This is a genomic window from Limnothrix sp. FACHB-406, from assembly GCF_014698235.1.
Taxonomy (GTDB): domain Bacteria; phylum Cyanobacteriota; class Cyanobacteriia; order CACIAM-69d; family CACIAM-69d; genus CACIAM-69d.
The window spans coordinates 48,673-62,829 of record NZ_JACJSP010000001.1; the positions used below are offsets into that span (position 1 = coordinate 48,673).

14 protein-coding genes are annotated in these 14,157 nt (G+C 57.6%); 10 read left to right on the forward strand and 4 right to left on the reverse strand.

Annotated features, from left to right (window positions below; translation table 11 throughout):
* Positions 1 to 118 precede the first annotated feature (118 nt).
* The 4 genes from H6G53_RS00160 to thyX all read left to right on the forward strand — a co-directional run bounded on the left by H6G53_RS00160 (position 119) and on the right by thyX (position 4,376).
* On the forward strand, positions 119 to 2,182 hold the full coding sequence (locus H6G53_RS00160; protein WP_190530537.1) for a Calx-beta domain-containing protein: 2,064 nt from the start codon (positions 119 to 121) through the stop codon (positions 2,180 to 2,182).
* A 138-nt stretch (positions 2,183 to 2,320) separates the two neighbouring features.
* A complete protein-coding gene (locus H6G53_RS00165) occupies positions 2,321 to 2,851 on the forward strand; it encodes a cob(I)yrinic acid a,c-diamide adenosyltransferase (RefSeq protein ID WP_099533594.1) in 531 nt (176 codons plus the stop codon).
* Positions 2,852 to 3,002: 151 nt separating this feature from the next.
* On the forward strand, positions 3,003 to 3,584 hold the full coding sequence (gene dcd / locus H6G53_RS00170) for a dCTP deaminase (protein ID WP_099533595.1): 582 nt from the start codon (positions 3,003 to 3,005) through the stop codon (positions 3,582 to 3,584).
* A 69-nt stretch (positions 3,585 to 3,653) separates the two neighbouring features.
* Positions 3,654 to 4,376, forward strand: coding sequence for an FAD-dependent thymidylate synthase (thyX, locus tag H6G53_RS00175; RefSeq protein ID WP_190530538.1), 723 nt, complete (start codon positions 3,654 to 3,656; stop codon positions 4,374 to 4,376).
* Here thyX and H6G53_RS00180 read toward each other — a convergent pair.
* Positions 4,373 to 4,786, reverse strand: coding sequence for a hypothetical protein (locus H6G53_RS00180; protein WP_190530539.1), 414 nt, complete (start codon positions 4,784 to 4,786; stop codon positions 4,373 to 4,375). The two genes, thyX and H6G53_RS00180, sit on opposite strands and share 4 nt — an antisense overlap.
* Before the next feature lie 282 nt (positions 4,787 to 5,068).
* Between H6G53_RS00180 and trpS the strand changes: the two genes are divergently transcribed.
* The 3 genes from trpS to H6G53_RS00195 all read left to right on the forward strand — a co-directional run bounded on the left by trpS (position 5,069) and on the right by H6G53_RS00195 (position 7,163).
* Positions 5,069 to 6,088 carry a tryptophan--tRNA ligase gene (gene trpS / locus H6G53_RS00185; protein WP_190355143.1) on the forward strand — a complete coding sequence of 340 codons (1,020 nt, stop codon included), beginning with the start codon at positions 5,069 to 5,071 and terminating at the stop codon, positions 6,086 to 6,088.
* A 95-nt stretch (positions 6,089 to 6,183) separates the two neighbouring features.
* Entirely contained in the window at positions 6,184 to 6,840 is a 657-nt protein-coding gene (locus H6G53_RS00190) for an SDR family oxidoreductase (protein ID WP_190530540.1), read from the forward strand.
* A 14-nt stretch (positions 6,841 to 6,854) separates the two neighbouring features.
* A complete protein-coding gene (locus tag H6G53_RS00195; protein WP_099533601.1) occupies positions 6,855 to 7,163 on the forward strand; it encodes a hypothetical protein in 309 nt (102 codons plus the stop codon).
* Between the two features lie 25 nt (positions 7,164 to 7,188).
* Here H6G53_RS00195 and H6G53_RS00200 read toward each other — a convergent pair whose 3' ends face one another.
* From H6G53_RS00200 to H6G53_RS00210, 3 genes are all read right to left on the reverse strand, one after another.
* A complete protein-coding gene (locus tag H6G53_RS00200; protein ID WP_190530541.1) occupies positions 7,189 to 7,719 on the reverse strand; it encodes a DUF4149 domain-containing protein in 531 nt (176 codons plus the stop codon).
* 234 nt (positions 7,720 to 7,953) lie between these two features.
* Positions 7,954 to 9,642, reverse strand: coding sequence for a glycosyltransferase family 39 protein (locus tag H6G53_RS00205; protein ID WP_190530542.1), 1,689 nt, complete (start codon positions 9,640 to 9,642; stop codon positions 7,954 to 7,956).
* The gene (locus H6G53_RS00210) at positions 9,639 to 10,781 is read right to left on the reverse strand and encodes a GUN4 domain-containing protein (protein ID WP_190530543.1); all 1,143 of its coding nucleotides are present in this window, start codon (positions 10,779 to 10,781) and stop codon (positions 9,639 to 9,641) included. Before H6G53_RS00210 ends, H6G53_RS00205 begins: the two co-directional genes overlap by 4 nt.
* A gap of 428 nt (positions 10,782 to 11,209) precedes the next feature.
* On the opposite strand from H6G53_RS00210, the gene secD reads away from it, so the two are divergent.
* The 3 genes from secD to H6G53_RS00225 all read left to right on the forward strand — a co-directional run bounded on the left by secD (position 11,210) and on the right by H6G53_RS00225 (position 14,143).
* On the forward strand, positions 11,210 to 12,625 hold the full coding sequence (gene secD, locus H6G53_RS00215) for a protein translocase subunit SecD (protein WP_190530544.1): 1,416 nt from the start codon (positions 11,210 to 11,212) through the stop codon (positions 12,623 to 12,625).
* A 48-nt stretch (positions 12,626 to 12,673) separates the two neighbouring features.
* Positions 12,674 to 13,669, forward strand: coding sequence for a protein translocase subunit SecF (gene secF, locus H6G53_RS00220; protein ID WP_190355137.1), 996 nt, complete (start codon positions 12,674 to 12,676; stop codon positions 13,667 to 13,669).
* A 192-nt stretch (positions 13,670 to 13,861) separates the two neighbouring features.
* On the forward strand, positions 13,862 to 14,143 hold the full coding sequence (locus tag H6G53_RS00225) for a hypothetical protein (protein ID WP_190530545.1): 282 nt from the start codon (positions 13,862 to 13,864) through the stop codon (positions 14,141 to 14,143).
* Positions 14,144 to 14,157 lie beyond the last annotated feature (14 nt).

The window sequence follows — 14,157 nt, forward strand, 5'->3', positions numbered from 1 at the left end:
TGTGGGCCAAACGTCGAACGGTACGGGAACCGTTGGCCCGGCTCAGGTTGCCCTTGGGGAACGCGATCGGGGATTGGTCGTCAAGCGATTTATAGGGAATGTTGAGAGAGGTTTGGGTATGGCGTTGCTAGTGCTGACCGATGGGGATGATCGGCTGAATTTGACGGAAGCCCAGGCGGTTTTGGGGCAGGGGGGCAATGACTCCCTAACCGGAACCAGTGGCGATGACATCCTCTACGGCGGCCTGGGCAACGACACCCTGATCGGCGGTGCTGGAGCCGACATCCTGGGCGGCAACGAGGGAGATAATCGCCTGCGGGGTGGGGCGGGCAGCGATATTTTTGTGATTGAGGCCGGAACCGGCACAGCAGCGGCCCTGCAACGGATTGAGGATTTTGATCCAACGAGCGATCGAATTGGGCTGGCTCCGGGGCTGCGGTTCGAGGATTTGGAGATTGTGCGGGTTAGCGATCGCGCCAATGACACCATCGCCACCAGCACCACCGACAGCCCTGGCGAAGTGCTGATTTTTCTGAAGGGCACGACCAATCTGCTGGCCCGGGTGGCCAATGTGCGGTTGGCAGACTTGGGGCGCGATCGATTCGTGGAAGCGGAGGTGCTGCAATTTAGCGACAGCACTTTTCAGATTCGGGAAGATGGCACACCGTTCACCAGTATTCGCATTGAGCGCAGTTTTCCCTTTCTGAAATCGCCAATCACCACCAAAACGGTCACGGTGGGTGTGAGCAATGGCACGGCGATCTTGGGCCAAGATTTGCGCTTGGATGGGCCGATCGTGGCGGAGTTTGGGGCCGATGAGCGATCGGTCTCGGTGGTGTTGCCGTTGGTGGATGACCTGCTGGTGGAGGGAACGGAAACCCTGCGCCTCACCTTGGCGGATCCAACCGGGGGCAGCAAACTGGGCGATCGCACGCAGGCGACCCTCTTGATTGAGGACAATGACCAGCCTTCAGCGGCTTCACCGGGACGATTAGATTTCAGCGGCTCCGTCTACAGCGTTGAAGAAAGCGATGGTTCCGCCCTGATTGCCATCACGCGCACGGGAGGCACCAACGGCGAAATTACCGCCACGATCGATATTGTCAATGACAGCGCGATCGTCTTCCGCGACCTGGGCGCACCGGAACCCACTGTGGTGCGGTTTGCCGACGGAGACAGCACCACCCAATTTGTCCGAGTTCCGCTGATTGACAACTTTGTGGAGGATGGAACCCGCAGCGCCATTTTGCGGCTGGTGAACCTGACCAACGGAGCCAGCACCGGAGAACGCCCCGCCGCCCGCTTGGAAATCATCGACAACGACGGCCCCGCCGGAACTTTATCCTTCAGCCAGCCGGTTTTTAGCGTGGTGGAAGGCCAGGCGATCGCCTCGGTGACGGTTACCCGCAGCAACGGCAGCAGCGGCCCCGTCACCGCCCTCATTTCCACCACCAGCGGCACGGCGGTTCCCGGTGCTGATTTTGGCATTCCTGCCAGCACTCTGGTGAGTTTTGCCGACGGGGACACCACGCCCAAAACCATTCAATTCTCGATCGGGGATGATGCCCTGTTGGAAACCACCGAAGTGGTGAATCTGGCCCTGGTCAACCCGACGGGCGGGGCCTTGCTGGGGCGGCAAAATACGGCCGTGTTGGAGATTGCCGATAACGATCGATTCACGGCCCAGGTCAACTTTGGGCAAGTGCGCGATCTCCAGCCGATCGGCACGGATCCGATTACGGGCGTTCAATTTTCCAGCAATGCCCTAGGCATTTTGGATTACAACGCGGGTGGCAGCGGCAACTTCACCGATCCGCTACTGAATGCCGGAGCTGCCGCCCAAGTGATGACCTACGGAGAAGGGCGATCGATTGTGATGACCGTGGCCAACGGGTTTCGCGATCGACTTAGTTTCCGTTATGCAGCCCCCTTTGCCCTTGATCCGCGCCGGGATCCCGATGGGGATGGCCTCCACGAAGTGACGCTCTACGATGGGCCCAACGGCACCGGAAACATTTTGGCCATCATCGATCTGCCCCTGACCGCCGACAGCAACTTACCCGTGGGAGCCTATGCCCTGACCCGCGATCCCTTCGTGGTGAACTTCAGTGGCATTGCCCGATCGGTCACCTTCGGCAGCCAAGCAGACAAGCTGATTTTGGACGACATCGCGATCGGCTAGGCTGCTCGCCACTGCAATTCGTAGCCTGCTGAACAGCAAAAATTTTGATTTGCTTCAACATTGACGGGTCGCATATCTAGTGTTTGACTGAAAAAGGTTTTCTGTTTCACGCTAGATATTGTGGGTGTCCCATCAGCTATGGTCTCGCAACTTGAGGTTTCCACCCTATCGCGATCGTCCAACTCCCTCGCTCATGGTTTGGTGCAGGTGTTTACCGCACCCCGGCGAACGTTTCTGACAGATGTAATGGCCCAGGCCCTGCGCGTGGCCGGCCAGGGACAGTCGGTGTTAGTGGCCCAATTCCTCAAGGGCGGTATTCGTCAGGGCAGCGACCATCCGATCTCCTTGGTGCAACGACTGGATTGGCTGCGTTGTGACCTCTCGCGCAATTTGGATGAAACCCAGCCCACGCCGGAAGAAATCGCCGCCATTCGCGATCTTTGGCAACAGGTGGTCGATCGGGTGCAATCGGGACAATACGAGCTAATCGTGTTGGATGAATTAAGCTTGGCAATTCGGCTGGGGGCGATCGACTGCAAGGAAGTGCTGGATTTGCTCGATCGCTGCCCGCAACACCTGGACGTGATTTTGACTGGGCCCGACGTACCCCAATCGCTGTTGGATGCGGCTGACCAAATCACCGAAGTGCGTCGCAGTCGTCGTTCTTGATCGTTAACTCTGGCTGGTTTGGGCTGGTCTGCTCGATCGGGACTGCGCCCTAGATTGCGCCGCCCCCGAAAGCCATCACAGCCAGGGGTAGCAAGCCCAAGGCTGCTTTATGCTAAGGTGGCTTGCTGCCCTACCTCACTCGCTGACGATCATGCTCAAGAACGATGCCTGGATTACCGAGATGGCCCGCCAAGGGATGATTTCCCCCTTCGAGCCAAAACTTGTACGGCGCATCGAACAGCATCCCGTCATCTCCTATGGGTGCAGCAGTTTTGGCTATGACATCCGCCTGTCGCCCAAGGAATTCAAAATTTTTCGCCACATTCCTGGCACAGTCGTTGATCCCAAAAACTTCAACCCCGCCAACCTGGATCCCGCCGAGCTACACCGCGATGAGAACGGTGAATTTTTCATCCTGCCGGCCCACTCCTACGGCCTCGGAGTCGCCCTAGAGCATTTGCAAATTCCCGACACCATCACCGTCCTTTGCATCGGCAAAAGCACCTACGCCCGTGTCGGCTTGATTGCCAACTTGACCCCAGCAGAGGCGGGCTGGCGCGGCCATTTGACCCTGGAAATTTCCAACGCATCGAGCGCCGATTGCCGGATCTATGCCAATGAAGGCATTGTGCAATTGCTCTTTATGGAAGGCGATCCTTGCGAAGTCAGCTATGAAACCCGCCGGGGGAAATATCAAGACCAACCCGAGTCGATCGTGATTGCCCGAGTCTAATTCGCACCCAGTTTGCCGGTTATCCATCTCCCTTTTCCTGCCCCTCATTGTCGCTTTCCCTCGAACGTCATGGATCTGTTTCGTGTTGAAGTGCTTTCCGCCATGCCCAATCCTCAGCAGTTGGTGTGGGCAGCCATGCACCAGGATTATTCAGAAAACTTTGTGGTTGATGAGCGCGATCAATTCCCCGACGAGGCCCGAGCGGGTGAGTTAATTATCAAGCACCTCTTACAGGGAAATCGGGGACATTTTGGGCCGATCGAGCATCCGCAAATTGTGTTTAATGTGGGCTTTTTTCCCCATTCAACCATGCAACAATTGCGGACTCATCGAGTAGGAATTTCCTTCGATGTTCAGTCCGGAAGATATTCAGGAATGCGAATTCTGGACGTAATCGAAGGAAAACGGGCACTGGAAGAAATTTTCTACCTGCGGCCGGTTGGTTACTACGCCGATCGCCAAGGGAAAAAGTATTTTTATTCGCCTGAGCAACGGCAAGCGGATTTGGATTGGTGCTTAGAAGCTTGCAAGCGCTATAAGCAACGGATTGAGGAAGGCCTGTCCGAAGAGCACGCTCGCGGGTTGATTCCCTTCGATGTGCGCCAGCATTTCGTGATGAGTTGCAATGCCCGATCGCTCATGCATATTCTCGATTTGCGAGCCAAAGCTGACGCACAGTTGGAAATTCAAAAGCTGTGCGACTTGTTGATGGTGCATTTCAAAAATTGGATGCCGGCCTTGGCCGATTGGTATGAAACCAATCGGTTGGGTAAGGCGCGGTTGTCGCCCTAGCGCTGATTATTGACGGTTGGCCGAATGATAATCACGGTGGTGCGATCGAACCCAGGGGGCAGCCCGGGCGGTACTGGAGAGCTGGGATTGTTCGGTGTGGCGCTAGGGGTGTTGCTGCGGGGGCGATTGGCTCCTTCGCTCACGGTGCTGGGTGTGCCGCTACCGGTTGCGCCGCGCCCACCCAGAGGATCCGCCATCCCATCCAGTGCATCAATCACAAAGGTTTCGGAAAAGCCGGTGCGGGCCGGCCTCCGGGACTCTTCAAAAAAAGAGGGCTTGGGACTGCTGCCCGAAGAGCCACTGGGGGCTGCCGGTTGGGCGATCGCCCCCATTGTTCCTAACCCCACGCCCAACAAGACTCCGATCGCCCCGCCGCTCAAACGCCATCCCCAGACCATAACCCGCCCCATCGCGATCGCCCTCTTCACTAATCAAGCTCAACAGTTCAGGCAAAATTTCTCGGATTGTAGCCAAGTTATTGCCCCAGCCTGCACCCAGATCGCTATCCAACCCGATCGTCATCCAGATTGAATCCGGCGAACTGCCGCGCTAGGATTCCTAAGCGGTGGCAAGAAACGCCAGCAGTTCCCCCGTTGGAATTGCTAGACGAACAAGAGCCATCGATCGTTTCCCTCGTCGCCGCCCAGACAACCTAAAAAACTGCTCCACCCGATCGGCCCCCTTTGCAACCCATGAGCCAAACCAGCAAAAAACGAGTTCTCTCCGGCGTACAACCCACCGGCAGCATCCACCTCGGCAACTATTTGGGCGCAATCCGTAATTGGGTCGTCGATCAGCACCAGTACGACAATTTCTTCTGTGTGGTGGATTTGCACGCCATCACCGTTCCCCACAATCCGGCGGTGTTGGCCGCAGACAGCTTCAAGATTGCCGCCCTCTACTTGGCCTGTGGAATTGACCTCAGTTGCTCCACAATCTTTATCCAATCCCACGTGAGCGCCCACAGCGAATTGGCTTGGTTGCTGAATTGCGTCACGCCCCTGAATTGGCTGGAGCGGATGATTCAGTTTAAGGAAAAAGCCCTGAAGCAAGGCGAAAACGTCAGTGTGGGTCTGCTGGACTATCCGGTGTTGATGGCGGCGGATATTTTGCTTTATGACGCGGATTTGGTGCCGGTGGGCGAAGACCAGAAGCAGCACTTGGAGTTAACCCGCGATGTGGCGATTCGGGTGAATCATCAATACGGCAGCGAGGAGCGGCCGATTCTGAAAGTGCCTGAACCCGCCATCCGCAAGGAAGGGGCCCGCGTGATGAGCCTGACGGACGGGACGAAGAAGATGTCGAAGTCGGATCCGACGGAGATGAGCCGGATTGAGCTGTTGGACAGCCCCGACACGATCGCCAGGAAAATTAAGCGCTGCAAAACTGACCCCCAGCGCGGTTTGGAGTTTAATAACCCCGATCGCCCCGAATGCCACAACCTGTTGGGTCTCTATCAAATTTTGTCCGGCAAATCCCGCGAGGAAGTGGCGACGGAATGTGCCGACATGGGTTGGGGACAGTTCAAGCCCCTGCTGACGGAAACGACGATCGCGGCGCTGGAGCCAATTCAGCAAAAATATAACGAGGTGATGGGCGATCGGGGCTATCTGGAATCTGTGTTGCGGGATGGCCGCGAAAAGGCGGCCGCCGTGGCCAATGCCACCCTGCTTCGGGTGAAGGATGCTTTGGGCTATTCGCGACCGCTTTAGGGCCGATTCGAGGGTTAATCACCCGCTGACGGGCGATCAGTGTGGCCCCGGAATTTGAGACCATAACCAACTGGATAAGGGAGACGGAAACAACGATGAAAGCCGTGGTGTTTGGTGCAACCGGCGAAACGGGCCGGCGAATTGTGCAAGCCTTGGTCGATCGCCAAGTACCTGTGCGGGCCGTGGTGCGCGATTTGGCCACCGCTCGCGCGATTTTGCCGGATTCGGTGGAAGTGGTGCAGGGCAATTTACTCGATCGCCGCTCGATCGACTCTGCCTTAGCCGGTTGCACGGTGGTGTTGAGCGCTGCCGGAGCCAGGCCCAGCTTGGATCCAACGGGCCCCTTGCAGGTGGATTATCTGGGAACCAAGAACTTAACCGATGCAGCCAAGGCGGCGGGCATTGAGCAGTTGGTGCTGGTCTCTTCCCTTTGTGTGTCCAAACTGCTCCACCCGCTGAATTTGTTTTGGTTGATTCTGTTTTGGAAACAACAGGGTGAGCGCTACTTGCAAAACAGCGGCCTGACCTACACGATCGTGCGGCCCGGCGGTCTGAAAAACGAAGATCGGGACACCCCTGTGGTGATGAGCACTGTCGATACGCTCTTTGAGGGATCGATTCCCCGATCGCAGGTGGCCAAGGTTTGTGTCGAAGCCTTGTGGGAACCGGCGGCCCGCAACAAAATTGTGGAAATCGTGGCGCGGGATGATGCCCCCGTGCAGCCTTGGTCAGCCCTTTTTGCCAGCGTTTAAGCGCGGTTCGATCGATGTTTCCTAACTCATCCAATCCCAATCCCTTGGGGGGTTCTGGGTCGTCGCTGCCCGGTTCGCTGCCCGGTTCACTGCCTGGATCTCCCACCGGAGAACCCGGGGGCGATCGCTACGGCACTGGGCTAGTGGCTCCCCAAAGCGTGGATGCGCGCACCAAAAAATTGATGCAGCGCACTTTCTTGATCTTGCTTCTGGCGGGTCTGGCGATCGGGGCGGTCATCTCCGTAGGGGTGGTGATTGCCTTCCAAAAATTTGGACTGATTGGCGTACCCACCCCCAGCGCCCCGATCACGCCAGGGAATTAGCCCCAAGCTGACACATAACAAGCCATTAGGATTGGCGCACCACCGCCCCTCGCACACATAACCCCAACAGGCTGCCACTCAACAGCAGCTTTAGGGTTTCCAGCCCAAAGTAGCCCCCATGCCAAAGGGTCATGGCCGCCGGAACCGAGGGAGCAGTGCTAGCCCAAGACAGGGAAGCCCCTAGCCCCGCCATGGTCGGCGCGAGCCAATAGGTTTGCATCAACATAATGGCCATCAGCACCGCCGCGATCGCCACCACCCACCGCTCGCTGAGGCGGCTCACTTCGTGACGATATCCCAAGGCCAGCGCACCGGCCATCACAACCCCGGCCACCAACAGCCCCACGTGGTTGAACCCATTGAACAGTAACCAACCCACGGGCGCAAAGTCGGGCCGCTCCATCATGCCGCCCATGTAGAGGGCCGGCATGGCCGCCAGGTCGATCGCCAAGGTGGCCCCAACCCACAACAAGAGGGCGATCTCAACGGTCATTTTCCAAGCCGATTGCCCCAGACCGAGAGCGTGGCTGAGACTGGTTTTAAATTCAGAACTCATGCTCGATCGCCTCCTAAATTCCAATTTCTAGCCTAGGAAACTTCCGAGATCAGCGGTAGCCTTTGTTGGGTTTATTCATGATTTGCACATGAACCGTAATACCGGCGATTGCTGAAGAATCTAGAGAATTGAGGATCATGGTCTGATCGAAAAAATGAAGTTCTTCGGTTGCTCATTGCCCAAGTTTCACAATGGGTCATGTTCCAGTGTTGACGATCGGCCGATCGATCGGTGCTAGGGCGCTTTGGGGGGTGATTGATCGAGCGCTTGAATGACCCAAGTGTTGTTAAAGGGTTCGATCGCCTGGATTTGGTAGCGGGGATTGGTTTTGAGCCGATCGAGCCATTCTGTTTTGGGCCGATAGGCGATCGCCCGCTGAATGGTTTCAGGAAGGGGCAGATCGGGTTCCTCTAGGTAAATCAGTTGGGCTTGGGACGGCAGGCGACGGGCCAGGGTGAGCAACCGCAGAGCATTGCCGCTGATCACCACGGGTGGCTGCAGCTCACTCACCCGCTGGGCGATCGCCGGATCGTCGTAACTGCTGTATTTGTTCCACCAAGTGGGAGCCATCACGCCTTGGCTACTGGACCACAGCCCCACCACCCACAACAGGGCGATCGCCCCCGCAGCCCAAGGCCGCCGCCGTTGGTTAGCCCAAGCTTCGCTGAGGCCAAAGGCCAGCACCCAGGTGAGGGCCAAGTAGGCCGGAAGGAAGTAGCGGGCAATGGTCGATCGCTGGCCGCCATCCACCGCATCCAACAGGGCAAAGGGCAGGGCGATCGCGCCAGTCAACAGGGGAAACAGCCAAATATCCGGCGGCGTGACCCGCAGCAAGCGCCGGATGCTGAGTGCAACCATCGCCAGCAACAACCCGATCGGGAGCCAGTGCCAGGACAGGGTGATCGGGTCGGTTTCCTGGGTGATGTCAAACAGGGGCCGATCGAAACAGGCTTGCCAATCCAGGGCGATCGCGCTGAAATTCAGGCCCCAACGCTGCACCAAGGTTCCCCAAGTCAGCTCCCGATCGATCCAACCCATGGGTTTTCGATAGGTCAGCCAACAAACCAGCCAGGGACTGAACAGCACCAGCGCCCCCAGCAGGGAACCACCCCAGGCTAGAAGGTTATGGCGCAAGGCATTCCAACCCCGGTGCGATCGCTCCAGCCATCCCCGCAGGGCCACGTAGGCTCCTTGGGCAGCAATCCCAAGGGCCAAGGGCAAATGACCATAGAAATTGCAGGCCACCAAGACTCCGTAGGTCATCCAGGCCGATCGGGTGGGTTTGCCCAAGCGATCGAGCCGCAGAGCACGCAACAGGGCCCAACTGGCCAACAAAAACAACACCACCGCCAAACTGTAGCCCCGGGCTTCGCGGGCATAGACCACTTGGATCGGGGAAACGGCCACCAGACCGATCGCCAAACCAATCACCGATCGGGCCCTGGGCCAATCGGCTAACCAAGCCTGCCCAAACAGAACTAAAGCCGGAAACACCAGCAGACTCACCAGGGCAGAAAAGGCCCGAATCGCCGCTACCGAGTCCCCTGCCAAATGCGTCCAGCCCCGCAGCAACAGGTAATAGAGCGGCACTTGGTCGGGGGTTTCGGTGGCCAGGCTGTGGAGCGTCGCCAGCCAAGGATGATCGCCCGATCGCTGCAAGGGAACTAAATCAGCGGGGAAAACGGGCCGCCCTTGGGGCTGGAAAAAGTCCTCCACTTGCTCCTTGGTATAACCCGCAATGCGCACGGAGGTGATGGTTTCGTCGTACCAGTAAACCGCGCGATCGAGGGCCGAAAACCGCAACAGCACCGCCACCACCAGAACGAACCCAAGCACCCAACCCGATCGGCCCGGCCCAGATCCGCCGGGCCAAAAACCGCCTAAATTCCCAAATCGGCTCGATCGCTTCGGGGAGCTGCTCATGGGTTCACATCCCGATCGCGGGCAATCTCAGCGGCGGCATCCGGCAAATCATCGAAATCCTCAGGGAGATCATCATCGGGAACATCATCCGCTGGCAATCTCAACCCATGCTCCTGGTCATCATTCATGAATCGATCCTCCTCGACGGCCGACCAATCGGCCGGGGGCCAGTGAAGCGCCAAATAGGGTACATCCCAAGAGTCTTGGCGCGATCGCCCCGCTGCAAAGTTGCGCCCCGTCTCCGCACCGGGGTAGGGCAAATGACCCACCGGGGCCGACAGGTCAAAAATGAGGGAATCGTAAGGAATCAGTTCCACCACCCGATCGGGCGCAGTGCCCCGAAACCGTTGCCACCAGAGGGCCAGCCGTTGCCAGTCATCCTGGGCCACCGCATCGGGATCAAACAGGGTCACTTGCCAGCCCACATAGTCCGCCAACTGCTCATAAACCTCTGGATCCCAGTCTCCCGGCTGCCCGCCCAATTCTGTCCACAGGGCCGCTTGAATGCTCCAGCCAAATTGCCCGCGACTGTAGGTCACCCACAGCTCATCAATCTGTTGCAGTTCCGCCGTGGGTAATTCCAGAAAGGAGCATTGGGCGGCAAAGTAACGCACTAGCCGATCGGTTTCCCGATCGGCCGATCGCCAATCTCCCACTTTCAATGCTTCAAACAAATCCTGATACAAATCTTGGCGGGCAAACCCGCCCCTTGCTTCCGCACAAATCCGATGGGCTTCGCCTCGGCGGGCAATATCTTCGTAGATCAGCAGGCCATCTCGTTCAACGTTGTGGATCCAATCCTCACAGCCGGTCAGCTCTGGTGCAAAGGCATGGCCACAAAATTTACAGGCCTGGTGATCCAGAGGCGCACCACAGTTGGGGCAATGTTCCAAGGACGCATCCAGGGCCAAGGCTCCACAACTGCCACAGGGGCGCGGGGCTAATTGCACCTGAGCCAAGCAATCTTCATGAAAGAAGCGCTGCAACTGGGGTAAATAAACCACCGCCGAGGGGGCGATCGGCTGCTGACAAACCGCACAGGGCAATCCCAAATAGTCGATCGCCCCGCAATGGGGACAGGCCGCCGCCCCCAAGGGCACTGCTCCGCCACAGTCCAGGCAGGTGGATAACTCAGCCATGCATTCTCCTGCGTTGCTCAACCCCGGGCGATCGCTCCAGTTATGCAAAATTTTGCAACCATCGGGGGCGATCGGCGTTTGTCTGTGGGTTATTTTGCCTGATTTTCTGGTTTCTATTTCCTGGCGCTCAGTGTGTTGATGAACCCCTGTTGATGAACCCTGTGGGCCGTTGCCTGAACTGCTGGGGTCAATCAACCGTTGGGATCACGGGTTGATGGCAACGCCGTTCAGAATCAATGCAGCGCCAACTCAGTACCAATTCAGTTCAGTACCAATCCAGCGCCGAAGGTTCATAAACAGTTCAAGGGTTACAGCCGCGATCACTCGCTTCGGCGGTCGGGGTTGCGGTGTAGTATGTTCGTTGCGACATCCGGCCCGTTTCGGGGGTCGTTGGTTCAGCCGATCGGCGACGCGCAATCCTGAGGCCTATGCAACGCCAAAAATTTACCCTTGGTTTCATTGTGGTGCTGACGATCGCGGCGATCGCCGTGATTGTTAACCTGCCCGTGCAGTTGGGGCTTGACCTACGCGGTGGTTCCCAACTGACACTCCAGGTCATGACCACGCCGGAAATTCCCCAGGTCACGCCCGAAGATCTCTCGGCCGTCCGCAAAGTTATTGATAACCGGATTAATGAGCTGGGGGTTTCCGAAGCCCTGGTGCAAACGTCCGGCAACGACAAGCTGGTGGTGCAACTGCCGGGGGTCAGCGACCCGGAACAGGCGGAGCGAGTTTTGGGCAACACGGCGCGGCTGGAGTTTCGGGAGCAAAAACCGGGAACCGAGGCCCAATACCAAGCGGAACGGCAAGTTTACGACGAGCTGAAGGCGAAACGGGCCGCGCTGATTCAGGCAGGGGACAAGGCCGCGATCGACGAAAATCAGCGGGCGATCGAACGGAGCCAGGAAGCCATTAGCCAACTGTTTGAAAAAGCGGTGCTCACGGGCCAAGATCTCCGGGAAGCGGGAGCCGCCCCGGATGGTGGCTTGGGTAACTCTTGGGTTGTGATTATTCGCTTTTCAGCCGATGCCGCCGATCGCTATGCGGAACTGACCAAAAAACTGGCGGGCACGGGTCGCGGCCTGGGTATTTTTCTCGATCGGGACTTGTTAACCGCACCCGTGGTGGGGCCGGAATATGCCCAATTGGGAATTACCGGCGGCAGCACCGAAATTCGCGGTAACTTCACCGCCGACTCCTCCCAAGAGTTGGTAATTCAACTGAAGGGTGGAGCCTTGCCCCTGCCCGTGAAGTTGGTGGAAACCCGCACCGTAGGCGCAACTTTGGGTCGCGACAGCGTAGAAAGCAGCATTTGGGCCGGTGTGGGTGGCTTGGTGTTGGTGCTGATCTTTATGGCCATCTACTATCGCCTGCCCGGCGTGGTGGCTGACCTGGCCCTGATCATCTATGCCCTGTTGAACTTTGCAGTATTCGCGCTGGTGCCTGTCACCCTCTCGTTACCGGGGATTGCGGGCTTCATTCTCAGCATCGGGATGGCGGTGGATGCCAACGTGCTGATCTTTGAGCGCACCCGCGAGGAACTGCAAGCGGGCAAGAGTCTTTATCGATCGGTTGAATCCGGTTTCTATCGGGCGTTTTCCAGCATTTTGGATGGTAACGTCACCACCCTGATTGCCTGTGTGGTGCTGTTTTGGCTGGGCACAGGTTTGGTTAAAGGGTTTGCCCTCACCCTGGCGATCGGGGTGTTGTTGAGCATGTTCACCGCCCTCACCTGTAGCCGCACTCTGTTGTTTGTGGCCCTCAGTATTCCTTCCCTGCGCCGTCCTGAGTGGTATTGCCCCGGTTTAAAAGCCAATCTGAAAACGGCTGGCTCGGGCAACTAGCGCCCCCCTTCGCCCCATTCCACCTGCCCTCCTGAATCAGCAAGCGTGATGAACCTGAAGATTATTGAAAAAAGTCGGTTGTGGTGGTCGCTGTCCCTGGCCTTGACCGTTGCCGGGGCGATCGCCGTGATTGGTTGCATGGTCACCTTTGGCACGCCCCTGAAGTTGGGACTAGACTTTGTGGGGGGAACTCGTCTGCAACTGCAATTGGACTGCCCAGCCACCGGGGCCCAACCCCAATGCCAAAAACCTGTGGAGCTGGCCGATGTGCGGGCCGTGCTGAACGAACAGGATTTGGGCGGCGCGGCTGTTCAGTTGTTGGATGTGGATTCCAAGGCCCAAGACCGACATATCATCGCCATTCGATCGCAGGATTTAGCGGCCGAGAAGCGCACGGCCTTGGTGACCGCCCTGGAAGCCAAATTGGGCAAGTTTGATGCCCAAGGAACGCTGATTGACACGGTGGGGCCCGTACTGGGGCAGCAGGTGCTGAACTCCGGGGTGATGGCTGTGTTGCTGTCCCTGCTGGGCATTGTGATCTATCTGCGTTTTCGCTTCCAGTGGGACTACGCTATTTTTGCGGTGGTGGCCCTAATCCACGATGTGCTGATTACGGTCGGGGCATTTGCGGCCATGGGCTGGTTTGGCGGCACGGAAATTGACACGCTGTTTATCGTGGCCTTGCTGACGATCATTGGTTTTTCCGTGAATGACACTGTGGTGATTTACGATCGGGTGCGGGAAAACATTGCCCAAAATCCCACCGCCCCGATCGATACAGTAGTGAACGATGCGGTGAATCAAACCCTGACCCGATCGCTCAACACCACCGCCAGCACCTTGCTTTCGGTTGTGGCGATCTTCCTGTTTGGGGGTTCCACCCTGCGGGACTTTTCGCTAGCCCTGATCATTGGGTTCATCTCTGGGGCTTACTCCAGTATTTTCATCGCCAGTACCCTGCTAGCCTGGTGGCGATCGCGCCCAGGCTATGTGCCCCCCAAACCTGCCACGGAAACCGAAACCAAGCTCCAAGACTCTATTTAGCCATTCCCTTCTTTGCTGAACTGATTTACTGAGTCGGTTTACTGAATCGGTTGGCTGAACAGGTTTACTGAACGGGTTTTCTGAGCTTCTGCAACTTTGCTGTTGCTGATTGCCCCAATGCCAGTTTCTTGCTCAACTCCAGAGACTTCTCAATCGGCCGTTTGTCTTTTCTTCCTCGCCCCTTGCCCAAGTGTGCCTGCTCCTTCTTCCTCTCGCTTGCCCAGTCGATCGCGCTGGTTGCTGCTCGTCCTCTGTTGGGGCACGATCGGCCTAGCTAGTCTCTGGGCAATGCGCGAAGAATTTGATCTCTGGCGCACCTATTTCACCTGGGCTGCGGTGCGCTATGCCATTTTTTTCAACCGCTGGCCGGTTTTTGGCCTGTCCCTTTGCCTGGGGCTGACTGTCACCACGCTGATCGATTACGGTCGCCATTATTTCTGTGATCAGCAGCCCGATCGCCCACGTAAACCCTAAATGGGTCACAGGCG

What these genes read in the sequence shown, in the direction of transcription:
- H6G53_RS00160 (WP_190530537.1), top strand. Translation starts at nt 119, where the DNA reads ATGGCGTTGCTAGTGCTGACCGATGGGGATGATCGGCTGAATTTGACG.
- H6G53_RS00165 (WP_099533594.1), top strand. Translation starts at nt 2,321, where the DNA reads ATGGTCTCGCAACTTGAGGTTTCCACCCTATCGCGATCGTCCAACTCC.
- dcd (WP_099533595.1), top strand. Translation starts at nt 3,003, where the DNA reads ATGCTCAAGAACGATGCCTGGATTACCGAGATGGCCCGCCAAGGGATG.
- thyX (WP_190530538.1), top strand. Translation starts at nt 3,654, where the DNA reads ATGGATCTGTTTCGTGTTGAAGTGCTTTCCGCCATGCCCAATCCTCAG.
- H6G53_RS00180 (WP_190530539.1), bottom strand. Translation starts at nt 4,786, where the DNA reads ATGGGGCGGGTTATGGTCTGGGGATGGCGTTTGAGCGGCGGGGCGATC.
- trpS (WP_190355143.1), top strand. Translation starts at nt 5,069, where the DNA reads ATGAGCCAAACCAGCAAAAAACGAGTTCTCTCCGGCGTACAACCCACC.
- H6G53_RS00190 (WP_190530540.1), top strand. Translation starts at nt 6,184, where the DNA reads ATGAAAGCCGTGGTGTTTGGTGCAACCGGCGAAACGGGCCGGCGAATT.
- H6G53_RS00195 (WP_099533601.1), top strand. Translation starts at nt 6,855, where the DNA reads ATGTTTCCTAACTCATCCAATCCCAATCCCTTGGGGGGTTCTGGGTCG.
- H6G53_RS00200 (WP_190530541.1), bottom strand. Translation starts at nt 7,719, where the DNA reads ATGAGTTCTGAATTTAAAACCAGTCTCAGCCACGCTCTCGGTCTGGGG.
- H6G53_RS00205 (WP_190530542.1), bottom strand. Translation starts at nt 9,642, where the DNA reads ATGAGCAGCTCCCCGAAGCGATCGAGCCGATTTGGGAATTTAGGCGGT.
- H6G53_RS00210 (WP_190530543.1), bottom strand. Translation starts at nt 10,781, where the DNA reads ATGGCTGAGTTATCCACCTGCCTGGACTGTGGCGGAGCAGTGCCCTTG.
- secD (WP_190530544.1), top strand. Translation starts at nt 11,210, where the DNA reads ATGCAACGCCAAAAATTTACCCTTGGTTTCATTGTGGTGCTGACGATC.
- secF (WP_190355137.1), top strand. Translation starts at nt 12,674, where the DNA reads ATGAACCTGAAGATTATTGAAAAAAGTCGGTTGTGGTGGTCGCTGTCC.